Origin of the sequence: Streptomyces ochraceiscleroticus (assembly GCF_000720485.1) — a bacterium.
Lineage (GTDB): Bacteria > Actinomycetota > Actinomycetes > Streptomycetales > Streptomycetaceae > Streptomyces > Streptomyces ochraceiscleroticus.
Window position 1 is genome coordinate 18979 of record NZ_JOAX01000018.1, and the last position, 24269, is coordinate 43247.

The following is a 24269-nucleotide window of genomic DNA, read 5'->3' on the forward strand; positions in this document are numbered from 1 at the left end:
TAGACCCAGCCACTGACAATCGCTCTGACCAGCAGGTTTGTCACGGCGGGGTCGATTGTCAGTGGCATGGTGCAGTCTGGAATCCGCAAGCGGCCCGCGAGTTGCGGGGTGCGGGCCGTAGGGCCTGGGACAAGGGGGAGTCATGGATTGCGCGAGGGTGGAGAACGGCGCGGGGAACGGCCGGGGGACGGCGGCGGTAGCCGGGCGGCAGGACGGCGAAGCGGTGGCGCTGCGGCCGCACGCGGAAGATGCATTCGCAAAGGAGCTGGCCGCGCTGGCGGCCGCGGACGACCGGCCGCGGCCCGAGCGCTGGCGCCTCTCGCCGTGGGCGGTGGCGACGTATCTGCTCGGCGGCACGCTCGCGGACGGCACGGTCATCACGCCGAAGTACGTCGGCCCGCGCCGCATCGTCGAGGTCGCGGTCACCACCCTCGCGACCGACCGCGCGCTGCTGCTCCTCGGCGTGCCCGGCACGGCCAAGACCTGGGTGTCGGAGCATCTCGCGGCGGCGGTCAGCGGCGACTCCACGCTCCTGGTCCAGGGCACGGCCGGCACGCCGGAGGAGGCGATCCGGTACGGCTGGAACTACGCACGGCTGCTCGCGCACGGCCCCAGCCGGGACGCGCTGGTGCCCAGCCCCGTCATGCGCGCGATGGCAGAGGGCATGACCGCGCGGGTCGAGGAGCTGACGCGGATCCCGGCGGACGTGCAGGACACGCTCATCACCATCCTGTCGGAGAAGACGCTGCCCATACCGGAGTTGGGCCAGGAGGTGCAGGCGGTCCGCGGTTTCAACCTCATCGCCACCGCCAACGACCGCGACCGCGGGGTCAATGAGCTCTCCAGCGCGCTGCGCCGTCGCTTCAACACGGTCGTGCTGCCGCTGCCGGCCACGCCGGACGAGGAGGTCGACATCGTCACGCGCCGCGTCGATCAGATCGGCCGCTCGCTGGACCTGCCGCCGGCGCCGGACGGCATGGCCGAGATCCGCCGGGTCGTGACGGTCTTCCGCGAGCTGCGGGACGGCCTGACGACGGACGGCCGTACAAAGCTCAAGTCGCCCTCGGGGACGCTGTCCACGGCGGAGGCGATCTCCGTGGTCACCAACGGGCTGGCGTTGGCGACGCACTTCGGAGACGGCGTGCTGCGGCCGTCGGACGTCGCGGCGGGCATCCTGGGCGCGGTGGTCCGGGACCCGGCGGCCGACCGCGTCGTCTGGCAGGAGTACCTGGAGTCGGTCGTGCGCGAGCGCGACGGCTGGAAGGACTTCTACCGCGCCTGCCGGGAGGTGAGCGCATGACGACCCGGACAGCGGAGCACGGTACGGAGCGCGGCACGGGGGAGCGGCGGGCGGCCGGTCCGTGGCTGCTCGGGGTGCGGCATCACGGGCCCGGGTCGGCCCGTGCGGTCGGGGCGGCGCTGGCGCAGTACGAGCCGAAGGCGCTGCTCATCGAGGGGCCGCCGGAGGCGGACGCGCTGGTGGCGCTGGCCGCGGACGAGGAGATGCGGCCGCCGGTCGCGCTGCTCGCGCACGTGGCCGACGACCCGGGGCGGGCCGCGTTCTGGCCGATGGCGGAGTTCTCCCCGGAGTGGGTGGCCCTCCGGTGGGCGCTGCGGCGCGGCGTCCCGGTGCGCTTCATCGACCTTCCGGCGGCGCATTCCCTCGCGGGGTCGGGGTCGGGGTCGGGGCCGGAGGAGCCTTCGCTCGCGGGCCCGGAGGCCGAGGCCGAGGCGGAGGCGGAAGCGGGGGAGGGGACGGCCCCGGACGGACCCGCTGAGCCGGCTGGTCCCGTGGCGGGCGACGCGCGGGTCGATCCCCTCGGGGTACTGGCCGAGGCCGCCGGGTACGACGACGCGGAGCGCTGGTGGGAGGACGTGGTCGAACACCGCGGTACGGCCGCATCCGGTGACGCGCTCGCCCCCTTCGAAGCGCTGGCCGAGGCGATGGGCGCACTCCGGGAGGAGGGGGAGGCGGGCGAGGAGGGCGGGGCCTCCCGGGACGCCGTGCGCGAAGCGCACATGCGGCTGCGGTTGCGTGAGGCGCGGCGGGAGTTCGGGGACGACATCGCGGTCGTCTGCGGGGCGTGGCACGTACCGGCACTCGCCCGCCGGACGACCGTCACCGCCGACCGCGCCCTCCTCAAGGGCCTCCCGAAGGCCAAGGTGTCGGTCACCTGGGTCCCGTGGACGCACCGCAGGCTGTCCCGGAGCAGCGGTTACGGCGCGGGGATCGCCTCACCGGGCTGGTACGGCCACCTCTTCAGCAGCCCCGACCGCCCCATAGAGCGATGGCTGACCAAGGTCGCGGGGCTGCTGCGGGGAGAGGACTACGCCGTCTCCACCGCCCACGTCATCGAAGCGGTGCGGCTCGCCGAGTCGCTCGCGGCGATGCGCGGCCGCCCGCTCGCCGGTCTCACCGAGACCGAGGACGCGGTGCGCGCCGTGCTGAGCGACGGCTCCGACGTCCCCGCCTCGCTGATCCACGACCGGCTGGTGGTCGGCGACGTGCTCGGCGAGGTGCCGCGGGCCGCGCCCGCCGTGCCGCTCCAGCGGGACATCGCGCGGCTCCAGCGCACCCTGCGCCTCAAGCCGGAGGCGAAGGAGCGCGAGCTGGAGCTGGACCTGCGCAAGGAGACCGACGCCGCGCGGAGCCGGCTGCTGCACCGGCTGCGGCTGCTGGACATCCCGTGGGGCGCGCCGACCCATTCCCGCACGAGTACGGGCACATTCCGGGAGACCTGGCGGCTGCGCTGGGAGCCGGAGCTGTCGGTGCGGGTCGCGGAGGCGGGCATCTGGGGGACGACGGTGCTCGCCGCGGCCACGGCGCGGGCGGCGTCGGACGCGGCGGACGCGGGCGCGCTCGCCGAGGTCACGGCGCTGGCCGAGCGCTGCCTGCTGGCCGAACTGCCGGACGCGCTGCCGGTGGTGATGCGGGTACTGGCCGACCGGGCGGCGCTCGACGCCGACGTCGGCCACCTCGCCCAGGCGCTGCCCGCGCTGGTGCGGTCGGTGCGGTACGGCGACGTGCGCGGCACGGACGCGGCGGCGCTGCGCGAGGTCGCGGTCGGCCTGGTCGAGCGGGTCTTCGTGGGCCTGCCGCCGGCGTGCGCGTCCCTGGACGCGGAGGGCGCGGCGGAGATGCGGACGCACCTCGATGCGACGCAGCAGGCCGTGGGGCTGCTGTCCCAGGTGACGGAGGACGGGGGGCTCCGCGGGCGGTGGACCGCGGTGCTGCGCGTGCTGGCGGAGCGGGAGGCGATACCGGGGCTGATACGGGGGCGCGCAGCACGGATGCTCGTCGACGACGGCCGGCTGGAGGACGGCGGTACAGGCGGTACAGGAGGTACGAGCAGTGCGGGGGAGGGCGACGGTACTCGGGGGGACGGCGGGGCCGCTCGGCTCATGGGGCTCGCCCTCTCGCCGGGGGTGCCGCCCGCCGACGCCGCGGCCTGGATCGAGGGGTTCGTCGGGGGCGGGGCCGGCGGGGGAATGCTGCTGGTCCACGACGAGCGGCTGCTGGCGCTGCTGGACGGCTGGCTGACGCGGGTGCCGGGGGAGGCGTTCACGGACGTACTGCCGCTGCTGCGGAGGACGTTCTCGCAGTACGAGCCGGGGGTGCGGCGCACGCTCGGCGAGCTGGTACGGCGCGGGCCGGTGGCCGCCGGGGCGGTCGGCGGCGGTGCGGCGGTCGGCCACGGTGCCGCGGGCGGCGGCGAGGAGGCGGCAGCCCCCGGCTTCGGCCCGGGCCTGGACCGGGACCGCGCCGCGGCCGTCCTGCCGACCCTGCACGCCCTGTTGGGCGAGGGACCCGACGGCAGGGACCGCGCGCTCACCACCACAGGAACGGACACACCCTCGGGGGAGAGGCGATGACCGCGGAGTCGGCAGCGATGGGGGCGACAGCGACGGAAGCGGTGGCGATGGATCCGGTGGCGATGGATCCGGTGACTGGGGAACCGGAAACCGCTGATCAGGCCGAAGAGCGCCTGCGGCGTTGGCGGTTGGTGCTGGGCGGGGGAGAGGGCGACGGGACCGGGTGTGAACTGCGCGGGCGGGACGTCGCGATGGACGGCGCGCTCGGGGCGTTGTACGGCGGCGGTCCCGGTGAGGGGCCCGGCGCCGGGAGTGCCGGAGGGCGGGGCGGGCGGAAGGACGGCGCGTCGCGGTCCGGGGGGCTCGGCGGGTCCGCGCCCGTCGTGGCCAGGTGGCTCGGTGACATCCGCCGGTACTTTCCCACCCCCGTCGTCCAGGTGATGCAGCGGGACGCGATCGACCGGCTGGGCCTGTCCGCGCTGCTGCTGGAGCCGGAGATGCTCGAGGCCGTGGAGGCCGACGTCCACCTGGTCGGCACGCTGCTCTCGCTGCACAAGGCCATGCCCGAGACGACGAAGGAGACCGCACGGGCGGTCGTGCGCAAGGTCGTCGAGCAACTGGTGAAGCGGCTGGCGAGCCGGACGCGGGCCACGCTGACCGGCGCGCTGGACCGTTCGGCGCGGATCAGCCGGCCCCGGCACCGCGACATCGACTGGGACCGCACGATCCGCGCGAACCTCAAGAACTACCTCCCCGAGTACGGCACGGTCGTGCCGGAGCGGCTGATCGGTTACGGGCGGGCGGCGCAGTCCGTCAAGAAGGAGGTCGTCCTCTGCATCGACCAGTCCGGTTCGATGGCGGCGTCCGTCGTGTACGCCTCGGTGTTCGGGGCGGTGCTCGCGTCCATGAGGTCGCTCGCCACCCGCCTGGTCGTCTTCGACACCTCGGTCGTCGACCTCACCGATCAGATCGACGATCCGGTGGACGTGCTCTTCGGTACGCAGCTCGGCGGTGGCACGGACATCAACCGGGCGCTGGCGTACTGCCAGTCGCGGATCACCCGGCCCGCCGAGACGGTCGTCGTGCTCATCAGCGACCTGTACGAGGGCGGGATACGGAACGAGATGCTGAAGCGGGTGGCGGCGATGAAGGCGTCCGGCGTGCAGTTCGTGACGCTGCTCGCGCTGTCGGACGAGGGGGCGCCCGCGTACGACCGGGAGCACGCGGCGGCTCTCGGGGCGCTGGGGGCACCGGCGTTCGCCTGTACGCCGGATCTGTTTCCGGAGGTGATGGCGGCCGCGCTGGAGAAGCGGCCGCTGCCGATACCGGACCCGACGGGCTGACGCATACGCGTCCGCCGAGTCCTCCCCGGACGTCAGCCGAGCCGCCCCTCGCTGCATCAGCTACTCGCTTGCGGCGGCGTGTTCGCAGGTCGTACAGCCTTTCGTTAGTCTTCCGCCGGCCTTTCGTCACTGCCGATACCGGACATGACGGAGTAACGGTGACAGGTGGCACGGAGGACTTGCGCGGCACCTGGCTGCTCATGCAAGTATCTGCGCATCGCTCGATCACCCGCGACGTGCTGTGTGATGCGAGGTGCCCTGAGTGCCTCGCTCCCGGACGCCGTCCGTACGGGAAGGTCCCCCTTGTCTGCTGTGCTCGCTCTGCCTGCCGCCGTGCGCCTGCCGCGTACCGCGGTCGTGCGGCGTGCGCTGCTGAGCGGGCTCTTCCTGATCGGCTTCGTCGTCCTCGCCGTTGTCTTCGGCGGTGGTACGGCGCACGCGGCGGACACGGCCGAGACGCAGACGGAGGCGCAGGCCGCCTTCTCCGACGGCTCGACCGACACCACCGGTACCACTGACTCCACCGGTACCTCCGGCTCCGCCACGATGGGCGACGCGTCCGCCACTTCGGACCCCGCCACCGCCGAGACCACCGCCGACGAGCGTTCCCCGTTCGACGGTTCCGGTGCGGCGCTGGAGCAGGAGGCCGCGGAGCGTGAGGCGCGGGCCGAGGAGGCCGGCGCCCGGCTGTCCGCCGGCGCGCAGGCGACCGGGGAGCGGCTGGACGAGACCGTACGCCCGCTCGCGGACCGCCTGCGGCCCGTCACCGACCCGGTCACCGCTCCGGTGCACAAGGTCGTTGAGGGCGTCCAGGACGCGACCGGGCTTCCGGTCCGGCTGTCCGGCGACGGCGTGGGCCAGGACCGGGACGGCGAGCAGCCGCAGTTCAGCGACGCGCGGGACAGCGGCGGGCAGCACATGGCCGTACCCGACCGGTGCGGGGACCGCACCGGCGACGGCCCGTCGACGGCTCCGGTGGACACCACCGGCGGCCCGGACCGTACGGCGGCGCAGGCCGCGGCCGACGGTGCCGACGGCGCACCCGGCCGGGGCGGACTGCCCGGCCAGCTTCCGCAGGGCCCGGTCGCACCGGCCCCGCACCTCACCGGCGACGGCAACGGCCCCCGAGTCGGGGACCAGCACGCCGTACTGCCGGGCACGGACCCGCGCTTCGGGCTGGTGCCCGGTGGCGTACGGGCGGCGAGCGGCGCGCCGACGCGCGAGCGCAGCACCGACATCCCCGAATTCCCGGGCTAGGGCAGACCTCCCGCCGGACCTCCGACACACGCGCCTCATCGACGCACGGTGAGTGAGCGCACGGATCCGACGGCCGTCAGCACCCCCTAGACCTGCCGCGCGGGGGCGGGACAGGTCTGCCCGTCACACTTCCAGGAATTCGAAGGGCTCATCGCCACCATGCGCAACAACATCCGTCGTTCCATCTTCGTCGCCGCTGCCGCCACCGGCCTGTTCGCCCTGGGCACCGCGGGCGCCAACGCCGCCGAGCTGCCCGTCGACGCCCCTGACACCGGTGCCGTCACCGGTACCGTCCAGAAGACGCTGCCGGCCGGCGAGCTGACCGGCACGGTCGAGGACACCGCGGGTCAGGCGACCGGCACCGTCGAGAGCACCGTGGGCGGCGCGGCCGACAAGGTGACCGGCGTGCTCGGCGGCGGCGACCTGCACACCACGGACGGCCTGCCCACCGGCCGCGTCGGCGACGCGACCGGCACGCTGAACGACGTGCAGAAGAAGGCCGACCTGAACAAGGTCACCAAGACCGCGAAGGACGCCACCAAGGCGACCAAGGCCGCGGGCAAGGCCACCAAGACCGTCAAGGGCGCCGCCAAGCAGGTCCAGCAGGCCGGCGGCCGTCTGCCCGCCTTCCCGTTCCTGCCCGTCCAGGGCGTCCCCGCCCTCGACCTCCGCAGCCTGCCGATCGAGGCCCCCGCCGCCGAGCTCCCCACCCAGCTCCCCACCGAGCTGCCCGCCGACCTGCCGGTCCAGGCCCCCAACGCCGAGCTGCCCGCCCAGCTCCCCGCCGAGCTCCCGGTCCAGGCCCCCAACGCCCAGCTCCCCACCGAGCTGCCCGCCGACCTGCCGGTCCAGCTCCCCAGCGCCGAGCTGCCCACCCAGCTCCCCAACACCCCCGAGCTGCCCGACGCTGCCGGTGCCGCTGACGGTGTCACCTCGCTCGCCGGTACCGACCTGCGTCCCGGCACGCTGACCAACCCGGCCCAGGGTGCCCTGGCCACCGCCCGCCCGGTCGTCGACCAGACCGCCGCCGACGTGCTGCCGCCCGTCGCGCAGCGCGCGGTCGGCAAGGTCGTGCCGGTCGCCCAGGACGCGGTGGGCGGCGTGGGCCTGCTCGCCGGTGACGCGGCCGGCCAGGCCGCCCCGTTCGCGCAGGGCGTCGCCGCCGGCACCCAGATGTTCGCCGAGGGTGCGGCCGCCGACGCCGTGCCGTTCGCGCAGGGCACGGTCGCCGACGCGCAGGGCTTCGCCACCACCGCGGTCCCCTTCGCCCAGGGTGCGGCCGCCAACGCCGTGCCGTTCGCGCAGGGTGTGGCCGCCGACGCTCAGCCGTTCGCGCAGGGTGTCGCGACCGACGCCGTGCCGTTCTCGCAGGGCCTGGCCACCACCGTGGCCGCCGACGGCCAGGACATCGCGGGCAACGCCGCCGCCGGTGCGCAGCGCATCGTCCCCGTCGACATCGCGCAGGCCGACCTGACCAGCCCCGCCAACATCCCGGCGCTGCCGGTCCTGCCGGCGCTGGCGGGCTGAACCCCGGACTCCCGGGCCGGCGCCCGGGTGCCCACGGGCCGGCGTTGTGGGGACGCCGCCCGCACGGCCCCCGGTAGCCGCGACCAGCAGTAAGCAACACCAGCAGTACCCGCAGTACCAACAAGCCGCTGGACGGCCCTCTTTGGGGAGGGGGCCGTCCAGCGGCTTTTGTGCTGAGGGGAGCCGGATCCAGTGAGCGGTCCTCAGGACTTCGGCACCTTCAGCCGCTCCCAGCTCACCTTGCCCGGTATGCCGTCCGCGTCCTTGCCGCCGAAGCCGAGCTTGCGCTGCCACGCCGCGTAGGACTTGCGGTCGGCCTCCGTCCAGTACGGCCCCGGCCCGTCCTCGTAGTGCGAACAGCCCTCCGCGACCAGCCGCTTGCCCATCGCCGTGATGACCGGGCTGTGCGCGCCCGCCTGGAAGAAGCCCCCGCCGGGGAAGCGTTCGTACCGGGCCGGGCGCGGCCGGCCGCCCTCGGGCTTGTCCGGAGCGGGCTTCTCGGGCGCCGGCTTCTCGTCGGTGCCACCGCCACCGCCGCTCCCGCTCGGCTTGCCCGCGAGCCGCTTCTTGATGCGGTCCCGCATCCCGTCCATCGTGAAGCCGCGCGGGTCCGTCTTGCCCGGCTGCCACTCCTTGTGGCCGATGACGGATCTCTCGGTCCAGCCGTGCGCCCGGCAGATCGCCGCCGACACCTTCTCGATGGCGACCTTCTGCTCCTCGGGCCAGGGGTCGTCGCCGTCGCCGAGGTTGATGCACTCGAAGCCGTAGAAGTGGCGGTTGCCGTCGGTGTTGGCCGCGTTGTCGTGCGGCAGCCTCGACTCGTTGACGACCGCACGGAGGACGTCGGAGTCGCCGAGCCCGGCGTGGTTGGCGCGGCCGTTGCCGACCAGCCAGACCTCGCCCTTCTTGTCGATGACGCCGTGGCACAGCGGGCCGGGCAGTCCGGAGCGGCCCTCGTAGCAGAGGTTGACGGAACTCTCGGTGCCCTTGGTGACGGTGTGGTGGATCATCACGCCGTTCAGCGGGCCCCACGGGCCCTTGCTGTTCCTGTTGTGCCGACGCCAGTTGCGGACTTCGTGGACGGTCAGGCCCTCCTTGCGCAGGACCTCCACCAGGCGCGACGCGCTCAGCGGCTCGGCCATCGTTGTGCTCCTTCCTCGGCCCGCCCGGGCGGGCCGGTCCCCCGGTCGCGGCGCGCGAAATCACCCGCGCGCCGCCTCGTACCTACGCGGTGGCGCGTTCCCCGTGGCGCCACCCGCCGGTGTCACTCCTCCGTCAGCGCCTCCGCCTCGGCAGTCGTCTGCGAGCGCAGCGCCGCGCCGTGCGCCGGGCCGGCGGAGGCCACGTCGGCGGGCTCGTTCTCGGCGTCCGCCGCGGCGTCGGCGGCCCGCGCCTCCTCCTCGGCCGCCAGCTCCTCGTCGCTGGCCGCGGCGATCTCCCCGGCCAGCGGCTTGAAGGCGAGCCGCAGGTCGGAGACGGTCTTCTCGCCCATCACCCAGCCCAGCGGCGCGTAGTGCACCTGCGGCCCGAGCGGTGCCTGGAGGAGCGGGCGGCGCGCCGCGTCCGTCGGCCACTCCACGCTGCCGGTGGCCGTGCGGGCCGGTACCAGCCAGAAGTCGCCGCTGCGGTAGGTGCTGCCGGCCGCGAAGTACACCTCGACGCCGTCCTCCAGCGGCAGCCACGCGCCCTCCTCGACGCGCACCGCGCCGTTCTTCAGCCGTCCGGCCGCGCCCTTCTTCGTCGTACGCTCCTGGGCCCGGCCGGCCTCGCGGTGGTCCCAGCGGCGCAGGTACGGGTGGAGTTCGGGCCGCCGCCCGACGCCCTGCGCGGGCTCGTCCGACAGCCGCACCCGGCGGCCCGGCAGGTCCAGCTCCTCGACCCGCAGCAGCGGATGGGCGTCGAGCCGCGAGGCGACCGCGGAGTCCATGAACTCCACGTGGTCGCCGACGTCCAGGTCCAGCTTGTCGTCGTTGCCCAGCGTGGCCAGCTCGACCCAGGTGCCGTCCAGGCCGTCGACCGGGAAGGTCACCGAGCCGTTCTCGCGGGACCACTTGAAGGTGGCGTCCTTGGCCGCGCCGCCGTCGTGGATCTCGATCCGGTAGAGCTGGTTCTCCGGGCCGCGGTAGCGCGCGTCCGGCTTGACCAGGCACGGGTCGTCGTCGGCGTGGTCGGGGCGCTCGCTGCGCACGGCGAGCCGCGCGCTCGCCTTCCGCTGCTCGGCGACCCACTTGCGGAACGCCTCGCGGACCGGGGCCTTCTTCGTCTCGTCGCCCTCGATGTCCAGCTCGCCGCCGGGGAGCGGCAGCACCTGCCAGACGACCTTGAGCCGGGCCGCGGTGTCCGGCAGCGCCGCGCCGAGCGCGACCTCGCGCAGCGCCGGGTCCTCGGCGGCGGTGACCGAGCGCTCCCACACCTTCAGGTAGGCGAGGTAGGGGAACTGGGTGGGCAGCCGGTCCTCGGGGCGCTCGGCGTCGCGGTACGCGTCGGGCTGGTCCCAGTACGTCCAGGTGGTCGGCGGCTCGGCGGCCGCGCCCTCGCCGTCCTTGGCGTCCTTGTCGTCGTCCTTGGCACCGGCCTCGGCCGGGTCCGGCACCGGCACGCCCGGCTGCGGCCGGTACGCCTCGACCAGGATGCCGTCGACGTAGTACCGACCGGGGCTGATCGACAGGTCGTCCAGCTCGCGGCTGCCGCCGGTCATGTCGATCTTGAAGCCGGCGTCGCCGGCCGGGCCGCCGTGCTGCCCGATCAGGTCGGTGGCGGTCACCCGGGCCTGGTAGAGCTGGATCGCGGTCTGCTCATTGGCGTCCGCGTCGAGCTGGACGCGGCCCTGCTGGGCGAGGACGGCGGAGTAGTGGGCCTGCGGCCGGAAGGTGATGCGGGAGAGATCTGCGTGCATCGGAAGGGTTCCCCCTCGGAAAAGAAGCTCGTGGTTATCGGCTGGCGGGTGGCGGATCGGCTCAGGTCACGAAGAAGATCCCCGCATCCGTTCCGGCCGGTGTGTACTCCGCGAGCCGCGCCCGCAGGCTGTCCTCGCGCTGCGGCTGGTACAGGTCGTGGAAGGCGCCCAGTTCGGCACCGTCCTCGGCGGCGCGCCGGCATCCCTCGCCGGCCGGACCGTCAGCACGGGCCGCCGCCAACTGGCCGTAGGCGGGCGTGCCGTACCGCTCGCTGCGCAGCAACGGCCGTACGGACGCGGCGTTCTCGGGCCCCACCAGGTCCGGCAGGCAGCGGTAGCGGCGCGGCGTCCGGGAGCCCGGCGTGACGTAGGAGTACCGGATACAGCCGAGCTGCCGCCGGGCGACGTGCAGCCGCCCGGTGAAGAGGGAGTTCTCGGCGATCTGCACGGCGTGTACGTGGACTTCGCCGATGACCGTGGTGCGGTGCGCGTGCAGGACCGCGTGCGCGTGGCGGCAGTCCGGCGCGGAGAGCGCCTCGCGGTCGTGTCCGGTGGCGTCCAGGATGCTGTCGCGGATGTGGATCGGCAGCGGGTCGGTGGACACCTCGTCGCCGATGACCTCGATGGTGCCGAGGATCGTCCGGTCGATCTCCACGCACGCGCTCGTGCGGTCCAGTACGAGGCTGGGCTCCTCGGGGGAGTGCGGGTGGCACTCCGCCTCAAGCGACCAGCCGGGGACGAGCGTGCAGTGCCGCAGCGCGAGCGCGCCGACCGGGCCCTGGACGTTGATCCCGCGGCCGGTGATCAGCAGTCCGTCCAGCACCATCCGCGGCCGGTCACCCGCCGCGCACTCCTCGTCCCGCGCCCGGATGTTCAGCGCGTCGGGCCGGTTGCTGTACCAGTCCAGCAGCCGGATCACCGGCCGGGTGCCCTCGGCGGCGCGCACCTCCAGGCGGTCGCCCGGGTCCAGGTCGAAGTCGAGCTGTTCCTGGTAGGCGCCGCTGTGGGTGATCTCGATGATGCCGTCGGGGCCGCAGCGCCCGGCCCGCCGGTCGTTTTGCCACTGCCCGTACGCGTCCATGATCCGCTGGTACGTCTGGCCGGGCCCGACCCGGTACACGGCCGCGTCCGCGGGCGTCTGCCGCTCGCGGAGGTATTCGCCGCCGCCCAGGTCGTCCCCGAAGGCGTAGTGGTACGTGACCCATACGCCCTGGCGGGGAGCGGAGCGCGAGCCGAAGGCGATGCGGCCCAGCTCCGGGTCGACCGCGACCTGCCCGTGCCTGGGCCGGTAGCGCCAGTCGCTGAGGTCGGCCACCACGATGTCGGACGGGTCGACCGGCTCGCGCTGCCCGTCCCGCCAGATCGTGAAGGACTTGCCGGGCCCGTAGTAGTCCGCGAGCCGGTCGTGGAGCTGCCGGCGGCGGACGTACGCCGGGACGTTGTCGATGGTCGCGATGTGGGTGGCCGACGGCTCCGGCTCGGGCTTGGTCACCAGCGGGGTGTCGTTGCCGAGGATGGAGAAGGTGTAGAGATTGCGGGCCCGGTCGATGCAGTACGCGGGCGCCCGCGTCACCGAGTAGGGCTTGAGCCGCCACACGTACAGGCCCACTCCGGCGGGGGACAGGCCGCCCTGGCGGCGCCGCGAGTCGGCCCGGCGGACGTCCGCCGAGCGGGCCGTCGTGCCGAACGGGCCGCCCGCGAGGTCCAGCCCGGCGGAATCCCGCACGTCCACCGACCGGCCGCGCGCGGCCCGCCGCCCGTTGACGGCGGCGGTTCCCGAGCCGTACAGCTTCACCGGCTGGTCGTGGGAGAGCAGCCGGGAGAACTCCACGGCCCGCGCGGGCCAGTTCGCGACCTCCGCGGACAGCTCCTCCAGCAGCGCGAGGGTGCCCTTGCGGCGGCGGTTGGCGACCGTGGACGCCACGTCGCGGCGCGGCGCGAGCGCTTCGGCGAGGCGCCGGCGCGAGGAGTCCGGCAGGCCGCCGTCCTTCAGGCCGGTGGCCAGCACCCGCTCGTATCCGGGCAGCGGCTTGTAGCCCACCAGGTCACCGAGGTACGGCAGCACCCATTCCGCCGCCGTCTCCACGAACCAGTCGTCGTACTGCTGCTCGACCCCGTCGCGTACGAGGTCGACTTGTTCGGCGATGACGGCGAGCAGCGCGCGCAGCGGCTCGCCGTTCTCGGCGTCCCTCAGCCGGTGCCACTGCGGGAGCAGCTCCGCGAGCCCGTCCGGCTCCCTGGACATCACTTGACCTCCGTCAGAATCATGGTGTCGGCGACCTGCGGCGAGAACAGCGCGAGCTGGGCGGGCCGGATGCCGCGGAAGACGCACACCGAACGGCCCTCGGCCAGCGCCCGGGTGTCGGTGATGTCCGGGTTCAGGCGCAGCAGTTCGGCGAGCGGGATGCCGTTGCGGGCCGCGATCGAGGAGAGTGATTCGCCCTTCTCGTCGGTGACCCGGTACATCTGCTCGTCGTAGGTGGCCCGGCGGGCCGGGACCGTGGTCTGCGGGGCGGTCAGCCGCTCGCCGAGCCCGGCCAGGTCGGCGGGCGAGGCGGACGCCGGTACGCCGGTGAAGGCGTCCACGTCCACGTAGTCCACGCCGGGCACGGACTGGGCGGTGGCCAGCACCTCCGACAGCCGCGCGGGCTGCCCCAGTTCGCGGCCTTCGTAGCCGAGCCGGTGCAGCAGGGCGGCCCGTACGCGCGGTTGGACCGCCGCCCACGAGTGGTCGGGCGCGACCTTGACCTTGGCGACCAGCAGGAGCAGGACCAGCTCCCGCACGTCGACGCGCACCGGCAGTGCGGCGTCCCCGTACTCGGCCAGCGAGGACCGCAGCGCCCGCAGCACCTCGGCGTCGGCCGCGACCGGGTTGTCGTCCACCCCGGCCACCGTCAGATGCAGCACCTGCCGCCGCCCGTCGTACAGTTCGGCCGCCGCTGCCCGGCCGATGCCGGCCCGGGAGCGCGCGAAGTCCTCGTAGTCAGGGAGCGAGACCAGCCGGTCCAGCGCGGAGACGGCGAGTGGAACGGTACGGCGGGTGAGCCCCGGGCCGTCGGCGTCCGCGCCGCCCGTGGCGGGCTGCGGGTTGGTGACGCCGGTGACGCCCAGCGGGCGGGTGATCGCCTGGGTGATGCGGCCCGCCTTCACGTTGGCGGCGCGCCCGGTGCCGAAGCGGTAGCGGGCCCGGACGTTCTCGTGGCCGGTGGGCAGCCGCGCGCCGTGCACGCCGTCGCCGAAGGTCACCGTCGTCCGGCCGTCCCCGGCCGCGCCGAGCACGTACACCCGCTCGCGCGGCCCGCGTCCGGCCAGGCTGTCGACCCGGTGCCACAGCAGCCCGTCGACCCGGATCTCCAGCTCGGGCACCGCGCCCAGCGGATTGTCGTCGGGCAGCCAGGTGAGCGGGGACTGCCACAGCGCGAACGTCTGGTTCGGCTGCTCCGCGTTCCCGCTGCCCAGCGGCTCGTCCCGGCTCTCGCCGTGGGTGGCCGGCACGACGTTGCCCTGGATGCGGACGGTGTCGCGGCGGTACCGGTAGGCGAGGTCGGCGGTGAGCGTGAGGACCGTGTGGACATGGTCGCCGGGCAGGTGCTCGTCCAGCCGCTGGTCGACCGCGGCGATCACCGCCAGCTCCGTGCCGCGCACCCCGGCCGAGCCGGGGATGTCGGTCCGCTCGCCGGAGACGACGATGTACCGGCCGGGGCGCAGCCCCTCGTACAGGTCGGCCAGCTCCAGCTCGTTGCCGTGCACGTCCTCGCCCAGCGGCTCGTCCGCGCTGCGCAGCGGCTCGCCGCCCGCGTGCACGGTCGTGTCCCGGATCGCCGACAGTACGACGTCGTGCTCGTCCAGCCAGGGGTCGGCGAAGGTCAGCTCCGTGCCGCGCCCGGTGATGCCGAAGTTGGTGTACGCGGCGGTGCGGACGGCCGTCACGCGGGTGGTGACGAACGCCAGCTTCTTGTCGCCGGGGATGCCGTCCGGGCCTTCGGCGCCCTTGCGGGGCCGCTGGACCGCGACCCAGCTCCCGACCGTGATGCCGTCCTGCACCGACTCCAGCGGCAGGACGTAGCGGTTGGCGGGCTCGGGCACGGTGGCGATGCCGATCTCCACGGCGGGCGGCTCGCTGCCCGGCGTGCGCCGCACGGTCACCTCGTACTCGCCGTGCCGGACCTGGTGCTTGTCGCCGGGCGCGAGGTCCCAGGTCTTGGTGTCGCCGTTGTTGACGGCGACCTCGATCTTCCCGTCCTCGTCGGGGCGCGCCACGAACAGCGAGCGCTCGGGCAGCCCGGCCAGCAGCCGGACGGTGACCCCGGGCTCCTGGGACTCGGTCGGGCGGCGGCCCAGCCAGCTCAGGTCGCGGTCCTGCCCGGTACGGGTGGACACCTGGACCCGCCCGGGGCCCAGGTCGAAGGAGTTCTCGGACGGCAGGTTCTCCGTGTACTGCACCGAGCTGCCGGTCTCGACGTGCTGGAACTCCGCCTTCACCGGCACCCTGCCGGCCGTGTCGAAGACGATCCGCACGCTGGTCAGCACGCCGCCGGTGAGCGGCCAGTCCGCAGTGCGGATCACCCGGCCCGCCTTGTCCTGCACGGGCTTGAGCGGCGCGGTGGCCCCGAAGGGCGCGGACGTCACCCGCATCGCCAGCAGCGCGCGCAGCGCGGCGGGCGTCGCGGGCGCGGCCTGCCGCCACGCCGTGTACATCCCGTCGGACAGCCGCGGGTCCAGCGCCGACAGCAGCCGCGCGGTGAGGTCTGAACCGGGCGCGAAGAGGCGTCCGGGGTCGCGCGAGACGGCCCGCGCGCCGGACGGCGGGCGCACGACGCTCGTACGGAGGGCGGGCAGCACCGCGTCCAGGGCACGCAGCGCGGGCGTGGGCCGCGGGGCACCGGCGCCGGCCTTCTTCGGCTGCGGCTCCGACGGCGGCACGGTCCGCGCGGGCTCCAAGTCCCCGGCCCGCTCTCGGAGTTCCCCGATCACCGCTTCGAGCTGCTCGAACCAGGCCGCGACCTCCACGTACGGCGCGGCGAGTACCTGCACCTCGGCCAGCCGGTCGTGCGGCCCGGCCAGGCGCTCGGCGAACGCGGCGGGCGTCTTGGCGGCATTGCCCTCCAGGTCCTTGCGCAAAGGCGCCAGTACCTGCGTGTCGAAGGTCTCGATCAGCTTGCTGACCGGCCGCGGGTTCGGCGTCTCGGCGGTGGGCGGACCGGGCTCGTCCGGGTCGTCGGGGTCGCCGCCGTCCTCCGGCTCGGTGATCCACTGCTTCAGCTCGTCGACCAGCTCCTTGAGCGTGGGTGGCGCGGACTGCTGCAGCCCGATCGCGGTGACGTCCTCCTCCCGGTCGATGCGGACCTTGGCGACCGGCAGCAACTGCTGCTCCTTGCCGCCGAAGTCGAAGAGCAGTTGGTCACCGGTCTGCAGGGAGGTGTTCGTGCCCGAGACGTACAGCTCGGACCGCTTCTTCAGGTCCTCGGCGACCAGCAGCGCGGGCCGCCGGCGCCGTACCTTCAGCTCGTTCCACGCCCAGCGCGCGGTGAGGTCCTCGCTCGTCTCGAAGGTCTGCGACTCCTCGCCGGTGGCCGCGGGCACGCTGTGGCTGCGCGCGCCGCGCGGGATGACGACCGGCAGGTCCTCGGCGCGCGGGTCCTTGTCCAGGGTGTACGCGAGATGGGTGTCGGCCGCGACGCCGGGCCGCGGCCGGTGCCCGACCAGCCGCCCGAGCAGCGCGAGCGACCGGTGCTCGTTGGCGGTACGCAGATACCCCTCGTCGGCGATCCGCTCGCTGTGGAAGGTCAGTACGTCGCCGAGGACCGCCCAGGCGTCCAGCAGCCCGATCGCGGGGTCGTCGGTGGTGCGGACGGTCAGGCCGCGCAGCGCCGGGTAGGCGGGCGAGGCGAGCCGGTCCAGCATGCCGGCCAGGAACGTGCCGTACGTACCGACGCGGTAGTCCAGGGCCGTCCGGGCCGGCGGGTTGTACAGGGCGTCCGGGGCGCGCCGCTCGTCGCTGCCGCCCCCGCAGCCGCAGCCGCACGTGGCGCTCATCGCGCACCTCCGAGCTCTCCGAGGCTGATGACCAGGCGGCCGTTCTCCGGGCGCTCGGGGTCGTTGTCGCACACGGCGATCTCCAGCGGGCCGAGCCGCAGCACACCGTCCTCCAGTGCTCTGTTGTCGAGGTGGTCTTGCGAGAAGAGGCGCTGCAGCCGGGTCACCCGCACGCTCTCCACGCCAGGTACGGCCGCGGCGACCGCGGTGAGACGGCTCAGCCGCACCGGTTCGCCGAACGTCAGCGCGTCCGGATGGAAGAAGCCGAGGCGCCCGCCGGACAGCCGCCGGCTGCCGAGCACCCTGGTCAACTCGGCCAGAATGCCGCCGTGTTGATGTCCAGGCGCCGCACACACTTCGATCTCGATGTCGAGCGGTACCGTGCGGGCCGGCTCCACGACCAGGTCGTGGCCGATCCGCCGGTAGCTCTCCAGCGCGTACGCGACGGAGTCCAGCAGTTGGGGCGTGGGCTCGCCGGTGCGCGCCGCGTCGATCGCGATGTGCGCCTCCTGCACGCTGCCGGTCCAGCGGATCTCTGCCGCGGCCCGCTGCACACCGGGCAGCGCGGACGCCAGCTCCGCGTAGTCGGCGGCGGTGACGGCCCGCCGGCGGGTGCGCTTGAGGTCGAGCGGCGCGAGCTGCCGTACCTGCTCGACGGACTCGGGCGCGGCGCCGCCGGTCGCGGGCAGCGGATTGCGTACCCCCGCCACCGGCATCGGGTCGCCACCGTCCGATTCCGCGGCGTCGCGGCTGAGTACCAGGTGGTTGATGGCCTCGGCGCCCACATTGCCCGCCGTGCCGCCGCCCAGCCGGTAGTGCAGGGTGAGCCGGCTGCCGGGCTCCGGGCGCGCGCCGTACCGGCCGTCCCCGAACCGCAGCGCGATCCGCCCGTCGTCCTCCAGCTCGCCCACGAAGTGGCGGTCGCGCGGCCCGCTGTCCAGCAGGTCGCGGCGCGGCTCCCAGGTGTGCTCGCCGTCCTCGATCCGTACGGCGGGGAGCGCGGCCCGTGCGTCGGGCGCCAGGCTCGACGCCGGGCCGTGCAGCACCGGCTCGTCCGGGTGCAGCCCCGCGGCGTACGCCGGGCCCCAGCTGTGTGCGATCTCCCAGGCGATCCGCGCGTCCAGCACCGCGCCGGCCCGCGCCCGCGCGCTCAGCACGTCCAGGCGGCGCAGCTTGGCTGCGAGGAGCCGGTCGGCGCGGTGCAGCAGCTCGCGCAGCGCCCGTACGGGATGCCGGTGCAATTCGAGGTGTTCCAGGATGTGCAGCCCGAACAGCACCGTCAGTTCGGAGATCTCCGCCTCCGACAGCCCGTCGTGGTCCCGGGCGCTGCGCCACAGCTCCACCAGCCGCGCCCGCACCCGCTCCCGGATGCCGGCGAGCCGTTCCGCCTGCCCCGCCGCCACCAGCTCGGGGCGCGGGAACGGCACGGTCTGCGCGACGGGGGAGCGGTGCAGGACGGGCCGGAAGCGCGCCCGGATGCCCGGGTACACGGACTGCGCGAGCAGCGTGCGCAACGCCTCGGCCTGCGCGTACACCGTCCCCGGCACGACCTTCTCGCGCCGCTGCCCGGCCAGCTCCAGGCCGAGCCCGGCCCGTACGGTCGCCTCCTCGCCGACCACCTCGAACAGCTCACGGATGTCGTCGGCGGTCAGCGCCCGGTGGTGCTTGGTCTTCTCGATGAGGTGCTCAATGGTGCGCGCCGTGGCGTTCCCGCTGTCCTTGTGGTCGGCGCACCCGAAGGCGGGCGGCTCGCAGGACCCGGTCACGGCCGGTACGGGCGGCACGGTCACCGTCTCCGGCACGCCCTCCGGGCACTCCCCGAAGGTCAGCGACCGCCCGTGGTCGACGAGGACGACATTGCCGCGCGCCACGCTCACGTCGTCCACCGGCGCGCAGTCGCTGCCGCCCCGCGTGGACAGGCACAGGGGGAACGTCAGCGCGTCCTCCTGCGCCCAGGTGACCTCCAGCACCGGCTGCCCGTCGAGCTGGTCGACGGCGGGGGTGACGGAGGTCAGCCGGACGGCCTGCCGGTGGCCCGGGTCCTGGTCGCCGGGCGTGCCCGTACGCGGACCCTTGACCTCCTCGAACAGCAGCAGGTCACCGGGGGAGAGGCGCAGGGAGCGGGTCTCGTGGGTGTCGTCCGCCCACTCGTCCCGCAGCGTCGCCGACGTCGCCCCCTTCGGCAGCGCGCAGACCTCGTCGCCCCAGGTCCACAGCCGGATGGTGTTGTGTTCCGGACGCAGCCGCAGCGGCGCGTCGCCGACCGGCTCGAAGACCTCCACGGAGCCGCGCTCGTCCAGTACGGCCAGGTCCCGGTCGTCGATGACGGTCCCGATCTCCGGCCGGTCGCGCGGCCCGTACGTACGGAAGTCCACCGCGGCGAAGCGGAACGTACCGGGCAGCAGTACCTGCTCCCGTACCGTCTCGACGGACACGAACGCCCGCGCGCTGCACCCGTCGTGCATCGGGTAGTCGATCAGCCGCACGTGCCGGCGCACCGACACTCGCCGCCGCGCCGTGTCGAGGTACGCCTCCGTGGCGACCGCGTCCTGCTGGTAACTGATCTGGTCGGCGGTGTACGCCAGCAGCTCGACCAGCGTCATCCCCAGGTCGGCGGGGTTGCGCTCGACCCAGTCGGGCGTGGTCAGCCGCAGCCGGTCCAGGACGAGCCGGCGCAGCGTCTCGTAGTCGCGCGCGGTGTAGTCGATGACGGGCGCGGGCTTGAAGGTGTCCGGGCAGTCCGCTCCCGCGTCTTCTCCGCCTCCTTCGTCCACGCAGTCGAAGGGGCTCGGACAGTCCGTCCGGAACCGGAAGTCGGTGGCGAAGTACCGCTGGTCGAAGCCCTCGTACGGCTCCGTCCCCGGCCGCCCGTACGGATCGGTCTCCACGACCGACAAGCGGTACCGGGACGTGTCACCCGTCCGGTCCAGCACCACATGCAGCCGGTCGTCGAGCTCGGGATCCTCCTCCCGCTCGACGGAGACCTCCAGCGCCTCCAGGCCGGTGATCCGCCGTCCGCCGTCGATCCGGATGTTCTCCGGGCACAGCCCGTGCGGCGCCTTCCCGAGGAACGTGATGGTCAGCGTCACCCCGTCGTCCGCGACCTCCACCCCGTCGATACCGTTCAGCCGCGCGGCTCTGATCCGCCCGCGCCGCTGGTCGGTACGGCACACCAGCTCACCGCTGATGAGCTGCTGCTCACTCATATCTCGCCCCGCCCCTCGAACACTTCGTCGCGCCTGCTCGCGGTGGAGCGCACCACATAGCGCAGATACACCCGTACGACGTTCTCCTCGCTCACCACGTCGAGCGACTCGACCTCGATCAGATCGCCCAGCCACCGCTGCAGCGACGCCTGCACGGACAGCTCGACCGCCGACGCCAGCTCCGGGCTGTTCGGCGTGAAGACCAGATCCAGCAGCCCGCAGCCGAAGTCCGGCCGCATGACCCGCTCACCAGGGCTGGTGAACAGCAACTGCTCGATCAGATCCCGCACATGCTCGTCGTGGTCCACGTGCGCGGTCCGCCCCCGCCGGTCCGTCCGGAACGGAAAAGCGATCTCACTCCGCACTTTCTTCACAGCCCTCATCGGCTGGACACCCCCTGATGGACGGGCGCCACGACCGGCGGGCCCTGCGGCACCAGCCCGGCGCTGAAACACATCGCCGCCGAGGTGTCCAGCAGCACCGGCACCCCGTCGATCCGTACCTCGTCTCCGCCGCCGACCGGCAGCCAGCGCACGCTGGTGCACGGCTGCGGGCGGCCGCCGACGGAGTGCGGGCAGCCGCTGACCGTGAAGAGGTCGGCCGCGGTGGCCACGGGCGCACCGTCGACGCGTACGCCCGTGCCGGCGGCCGCGGTGGACACCGCGCGGCCGCCGTGCGGACAGCTGACCACGGCACCGCCGTGGACGAGATTCCCGGTCACCACGTCTTCTCGCTCCCCCGTCTTCGCTATCGCTTCTTGGGCACGGTCAGCCGGCCCTCGTTGATGTCGACCTGGTCGCCCTGGAGCAGGATCGCGGCTCCCGCCCCGTTGCTGATCTGCACGCCCGCCGCATTGATCCGTACATACGCACCACCCGGCGCCTGCAGCAGAATCCCTTCCTCCGGCACGTCCGACAGCACGATCTTGTGATGCCCCTGCGTCTCGATGACCACCGGCTCGGCACCGGCCCGCGCCCCGGCCTGCGCGTCCACCGGCATTTCGGCCTCGGCGCCGTACCAACACCCCGTCCACACCGGGAAACTGGGGTCCCCCTGCTCGAACTCGATCCACACGCCCGCGCCCTCGCTGGGGACCACGTACTGACCCGCCTGCGCGCCCGTGAACGGGAAGCAGGGCATGGCCCAGGTGGACGCCTCGTCGCCGAGCACGTCCGGCACATGGGCCGTGATCCGGCCGATCCGCAACGGATCGTTGTTGCTCGCCACCCGGCCCCGGAACTTGCCGAGGAAGCGATTGTTCGATGCTGGCGCCATGGTGGCTGCTCCTGGTCGGTCTCTCTGGTCTTTCTGCGGTGGTTCGTTGCGGAATTACGGGCTTACGGGCGTACGCGGTCGCTCCGGGCAATCAGCCCCTCACGCGACAGGGTGAAGTTCTGCTGGTACGACCCCGGCCGGAGGTTATGGGTGACGCTCTTCACGTAGTAGTCACCGTCATACGTGACCCCCGCGCCCCGCACCCCGACCAACTCCCGCGGCCGCAACACATATCCATGCCGATTCACGTCCAACTGCCCGGATCCGGAAATGGCATCGGCACTCGTGGCGGCCCGCCCCAACGCCTCCGCCTTCGCCAGCGCCTCGTCCTTCTTCGCCGTCCCGCTCAGAGTCTTCCGCTTCAACGCGGGCGAGGCGCGCCGCCCCAACGGCGGCCGCAGCGGACTGATATCGGGCTGGGCGAGCAGTGGCGCCCGCCGCGTCACAGGATCCTGAACCCGCGCCTGCGGCTCTTCCCTCGCCGTCCCGTCATAAGCGAAGGTGAGCTGATCAACGGTCGAATTCACATCCATATTCACATTCAGCGCATGCTGCCGCTGCCCGAGCCGCTGCTCGGGGCCCCAGAAAGCGGTCGACCTTCCCGGCACGGGCCCGGGCTCCAGGTAGAACGTATAGCCGTTCGCCCCCGCCAACTCATTCACATACTGCAAGTCAGTACCCGTTTGGTAGTCCACTCGGGCCTGCTCTCGCGGCGGCTGCGGCACCTGCTCCCGAATGATCCGGGCATCGATCCCGTAATCCGCGTACTTCCCGAGAATCCGCTCCACCCGCTGCGAGGGCGCCAGATTCGGGTACCGGTCGGTCCGCTCCTCCAAGTCCATGAGCAGCGTCAGATCTTCCCCCGTGACCGTCAAGGTCGTCTGCCCGGGCTGATTACTGGCCCCGACCTCCTGCCGCACGATCAACCCGTCCAGCAGCACCACAGGCGTCCCCTTGACGGCAACGGTGAGAATCACCCGCGTCTTGGGATCAAAAAACCCCTCGGGCAGCAGCCTCTGTACAATCGCGCCCTTCTTGGTGAGGTCAAAAGCGAGCTGGAATCCGCTTCTCTCACCCGCCGTACTGGTGATCTGCGCGGACAGCAGCGCCTCCGTCACCTCCTGCGGCACCAGTCGCGCCAACTTGGGCCCCATGTACAGCGACACATGAATGGGCCCGCCGCCCACGGGCAGGTCATCAGCCATTCCGCACCCCCGGCCCGCCCATCCCGCCGGGGAATCCACCGGGCATCGGCACGGCTATCTCCTCACCCGGCTCATCGGTCAACTCATCGGGCGCCAGCACAGGATTGGCATCGGCAACCCGCCACCACTGCCCCGAATCCCCGAAATACCGCTGCCCGAGCTGATCGGCCCGCTCCCCGGCACTGACGGTGTGCGGCAGGATCTCGTCGGTGTCGTGATTGAGCGGCGGCAGCAGTCTCCGCTTGGCGTACTTCACCTCACTGCCGTCCGCGTCCCGATGCACCCCAATCTCCACATCGTGATACCGACTGCTCCTGGGATACGGATGAGCCCCCGGCACATCGTCCAACGCACTCTCATACGGCTCGATCACGCTCAGATCCCTCCCCCGAGCCCAAGCTGCGCCAAGCTCCCGGCCCGAGCCCGCCGCGCCAACTGCTCCTTCTGCGCAAGATGAGCCAGGTACAACTCAGCCCCCCGATGCCCCGCCGGCAGATCACTCACCGTCAAAATCTTCATCCCGATGGAGAGCGAAGCCCGAATGGGATTCAGGTTCACATCAAACGCCGACTCATTGACCGACAGCTCCGTCAACCTGACGGGCATAACCCGCTTGCTCCCCCAAGTGAAGAGCGTCAACGGCATCTCGATCGGGCTGATCTCGATGGTGCCTTTCTTGCTGAGCTTGGAGGCAGCGCGCAACTGCGCCGTGGTCGGCTGCACCAGCATTTCCAGGACGGCGAGTTGGGGGTGAATCCCATCGGGCGCGGCGACGTCGAGCTGATCGGTAGCGTCAATCTCAGCGGTGAACTTCCACGTCTCCTGCGCGGGGCCCTTCAGCCGCAGCGCTTCGTTACGATCCCCACCGCTGTCCCCACCACCTCCACCGCCTTCTCCTCCGGCGGCTTGGGGCGCGACGGAGCGTTCGAGCGTGTCGGGGTTGAACTGCAGCACAATGATCCGCTGCGGCGTCCCACGCTCGGGATCAACAATGACGATCCCGGACCGAATGGGCTTGGGTATGTCGGCGTAGGTACTCACAGTCGGGCCTCCAGGCGTGCCCGCAGGTCGCTGTAGTCGTGCCCGGGGAACAGTTCTTCCAGTGCGTCCAGGGAAATCTGCAACTGGCGGGCGAGGAATTTGAATTCGTCGTCAGCCAGTCGCGTGTCCGTGTAAAGGTACTGCCAGCCAGGGATTCCTTTTGTGATGAGCAGGATGTCCACGTACGACGAGTAATCGAGGTCCAGCAGGTCGAATCGTTTGTGGTTCATGTCGTAGAGCCAGATCTCATGGCACGGGGTCATGTCCATGGGGACCCGCATCGCCGCGAGACGGCCCGAACCCGGCGCTTCCTCAAGTACCTTGACCTCGTCCATGACCAGCTGCTCTGCCGGTGCGAGTCGTTCGTCCGTGTAGGGCAGGTACTGTCCCCACACGCAGGTCCTGAGATCGTTGAGGGCGAACTCTCCGTATATGTTCTGATCGGCGGTGTGCCAGGAGAGGTGGACGCGTTCGGAGTCGAGCAGATGGTCCGCCACCTCATCGACGGCGGCAGTCCCCAGATACCGGCCAATCAGTTCCGCATCGGCCTCGGTGAGCGGGCGCTCCCGTTCGCTTTCGATGTCGTATTTTGCCACGGTGAGTTCTGCCGCGGACCTTACTTCTTCGAACGCCTCGCGGGCACGCGCCTGGAATGCGGTTGGCATCTCGT

17 protein-coding genes are annotated in these 24269 nt (G+C 72.7%); 5 read left to right on the top strand and 12 right to left on the bottom strand.

Translation table 11 applies throughout. From position 1 onward, the window contains the following. Window positions 1-142: 142 nt before the first annotated feature. The 5 genes from IG84_RS0121945 (at window position 143) to IG84_RS0121965 (ending at window position 7940) form a co-directional block, all read left to right on the top strand. Window positions 143-1300, top strand: a complete 1158-nt coding sequence (locus IG84_RS0121945; protein ID WP_031059835.1) for an ATP-binding protein — start codon at window positions 143-145, stop codon at window positions 1298-1300. Then, window positions 1297-3873 (top strand): DUF5682 family protein, encoded by a 2577-nt coding sequence (locus tag IG84_RS0121950; RefSeq protein WP_051862198.1) that lies wholly within the window; start codon window positions 1297-1299, stop codon window positions 3871-3873. Before IG84_RS0121945 ends, IG84_RS0121950 begins: the two co-directional genes overlap by 4 nt. A gap of 47 nt (window positions 3874-3920) precedes the next feature. Then, window positions 3921-5156, top strand: coding sequence for a VWA domain-containing protein (locus tag IG84_RS0121955; protein ID WP_063761833.1), 1236 nt, complete (start codon window positions 3921-3923; stop codon window positions 5154-5156). A gap of 303 nt (window positions 5157-5459) precedes the next feature. Continuing rightward, the gene (locus IG84_RS0121960; protein ID WP_157848928.1) at window positions 5460-6413 is read left to right on the top strand and encodes a hypothetical protein; all 954 of its coding nucleotides are present in this window, start codon (window positions 5460-5462) and stop codon (window positions 6411-6413) included. Between the two features lie 159 nt (window positions 6414-6572). Next, window positions 6573-7940 carry a hypothetical protein gene (locus tag IG84_RS0121965; protein ID WP_037800733.1) on the top strand — a complete coding sequence of 456 codons (1368 nt, stop codon included), beginning with the start codon at window positions 6573-6575 and terminating at the stop codon, window positions 7938-7940. Between the two features lie 203 nt (window positions 7941-8143). On the opposite strand, the gene IG84_RS0121970 is transcribed toward IG84_RS0121965, so the two are convergent. The 12 genes from IG84_RS0121970 to IG84_RS38990 form a co-directional block, all read right to left on the bottom strand. Then, complete coding sequence (locus IG84_RS0121970; RefSeq protein ID WP_031059850.1) at window positions 8144-9082, bottom strand: peptidoglycan-binding protein; 939 nt, start codon at window positions 9080-9082, stop codon at window positions 8144-8146. 122 nt (window positions 9083-9204) lie between these two features. Continuing rightward, a complete protein-coding gene (locus IG84_RS0121975) occupies window positions 9205-10836 on the bottom strand; it encodes a DUF6519 domain-containing protein (protein ID WP_031059855.1) in 1632 nt (543 codons plus the stop codon). Between the two features lie 61 nt (window positions 10837-10897). Beyond that, window positions 10898-13081: a hypothetical protein gene (locus IG84_RS0121980; RefSeq protein ID WP_031059859.1), complete on the bottom strand. Its 2184-nt coding sequence runs from the start codon at window positions 13079-13081 to the stop codon at window positions 10898-10900. Continuing rightward, the gene (locus IG84_RS0121985; RefSeq protein WP_031059862.1) at window positions 13081-16872 is read right to left on the bottom strand and encodes a putative baseplate assembly protein; all 3792 of its coding nucleotides are present in this window, start codon (window positions 16870-16872) and stop codon (window positions 13081-13083) included. Before IG84_RS0121985 ends, IG84_RS0121980 begins: the two co-directional genes overlap by 1 nt. Continuing rightward, window positions 16869-20078: a putative baseplate assembly protein gene (locus IG84_RS0121990; protein ID WP_051862200.1), complete on the bottom strand. Its 3210-nt coding sequence runs from the start codon at window positions 20076-20078 to the stop codon at window positions 16869-16871. The genes IG84_RS0121985 and IG84_RS0121990 overlap by 4 nt, the downstream gene beginning before the upstream one ends. Next, window positions 20075-20461 (bottom strand): GPW/gp25 family protein, encoded by a 387-nt coding sequence (locus IG84_RS0121995; protein ID WP_031059867.1) that lies wholly within the window; start codon window positions 20459-20461, stop codon window positions 20075-20077. The genes IG84_RS0121990 and IG84_RS0121995 overlap by 4 nt, the downstream gene beginning before the upstream one ends. Then, window positions 20458-20799, bottom strand: coding sequence for a hypothetical protein (locus tag IG84_RS0122000; protein ID WP_031059870.1), 342 nt, complete (start codon window positions 20797-20799; stop codon window positions 20458-20460). Before IG84_RS0122000 ends, IG84_RS0121995 begins: the two co-directional genes overlap by 4 nt. A 26-nt stretch (window positions 20800-20825) precedes the next feature. After that, entirely contained in the window at window positions 20826-21353 is a 528-nt protein-coding gene (locus tag IG84_RS0122005; protein ID WP_031059874.1) for a phage baseplate assembly protein V, read from the bottom strand. Between the two features lie 62 nt (window positions 21354-21415). Then, window positions 21416-22558: a hypothetical protein gene (locus IG84_RS0122010; protein WP_031059877.1), complete on the bottom strand. Its 1143-nt coding sequence runs from the start codon at window positions 22556-22558 to the stop codon at window positions 21416-21418. Continuing rightward, window positions 22551-22937, bottom strand: coding sequence for a hypothetical protein (locus tag IG84_RS0122015; protein ID WP_037800734.1), 387 nt, complete (start codon window positions 22935-22937; stop codon window positions 22551-22553). Before IG84_RS0122015 ends, IG84_RS0122010 begins: the two co-directional genes overlap by 8 nt. Beyond that, the gene (locus IG84_RS0122020; protein ID WP_031059882.1) at window positions 22934-23599 is read right to left on the bottom strand and encodes a hypothetical protein; all 666 of its coding nucleotides are present in this window, start codon (window positions 23597-23599) and stop codon (window positions 22934-22936) included. Before IG84_RS0122020 ends, IG84_RS0122015 begins: the two co-directional genes overlap by 4 nt. Then, window positions 23596-24264: a hypothetical protein gene (locus IG84_RS38990; protein ID WP_051862201.1), complete on the bottom strand. Its 669-nt coding sequence runs from the start codon at window positions 24262-24264 to the stop codon at window positions 23596-23598. Before IG84_RS38990 ends, IG84_RS0122020 begins: the two co-directional genes overlap by 4 nt. Window positions 24265-24269: the final 5 nt, after the last annotated feature.

Excerpts from the sequence above, each read along its gene's own strand:
- IG84_RS38990 (WP_051862201.1), bottom strand. The coding sequence starts at position 24,264 with ATGCCAACCGCATTCCAGGCGCGTGCCCGCGAGGCGTTCGAAGAAGTA.
- IG84_RS0121995 (WP_031059867.1), bottom strand. The coding sequence starts at position 20,461 with ATGAGGGCTGTGAAGAAAGTGCGGAGTGAGATCGCTTTTCCGTTCCGG.
- IG84_RS0121990 (WP_051862200.1), bottom strand. The coding sequence starts at position 20,078 with ATGAGTGAGCAGCAGCTCATCAGCGGTGAGCTGGTGTGCCGTACCGAC.
- IG84_RS0122010 (WP_031059877.1), bottom strand. The coding sequence starts at position 22,558 with ATGGCTGATGACCTGCCCGTGGGCGGCGGGCCCATTCATGTGTCGCTG.
- IG84_RS0121965 (WP_037800733.1), top strand. The coding sequence starts at position 6,573 with ATGCGCAACAACATCCGTCGTTCCATCTTCGTCGCCGCTGCCGCCACC.
- IG84_RS0121975 (WP_031059855.1), bottom strand. The coding sequence starts at position 10,836 with ATGCACGCAGATCTCTCCCGCATCACCTTCCGGCCGCAGGCCCACTAC.
- IG84_RS0121970 (WP_031059850.1), bottom strand. The coding sequence starts at position 9,082 with ATGGCCGAGCCGCTGAGCGCGTCGCGCCTGGTGGAGGTCCTGCGCAAG.
- IG84_RS0122005 (WP_031059874.1), bottom strand. The coding sequence starts at position 21,353 with ATGGCGCCAGCATCGAACAATCGCTTCCTCGGCAAGTTCCGGGGCCGG.
- IG84_RS0121950 (WP_051862198.1), top strand. The coding sequence starts at position 1,297 with ATGACGACCCGGACAGCGGAGCACGGTACGGAGCGCGGCACGGGGGAG.
- IG84_RS0121980 (WP_031059859.1), bottom strand. The coding sequence starts at position 13,081 with ATGTCCAGGGAGCCGGACGGGCTCGCGGAGCTGCTCCCGCAGTGGCAC.
- IG84_RS0121945 (WP_031059835.1), top strand. The coding sequence starts at position 143 with ATGGATTGCGCGAGGGTGGAGAACGGCGCGGGGAACGGCCGGGGGACG.
- IG84_RS0121985 (WP_031059862.1), bottom strand. The coding sequence starts at position 16,872 with ATGAGCGCCACGTGCGGCTGCGGCTGCGGGGGCGGCAGCGACGAGCGG.
- IG84_RS0121955 (WP_063761833.1), top strand. The coding sequence starts at position 3,921 with ATGGATCCGGTGGCGATGGATCCGGTGACTGGGGAACCGGAAACCGCT.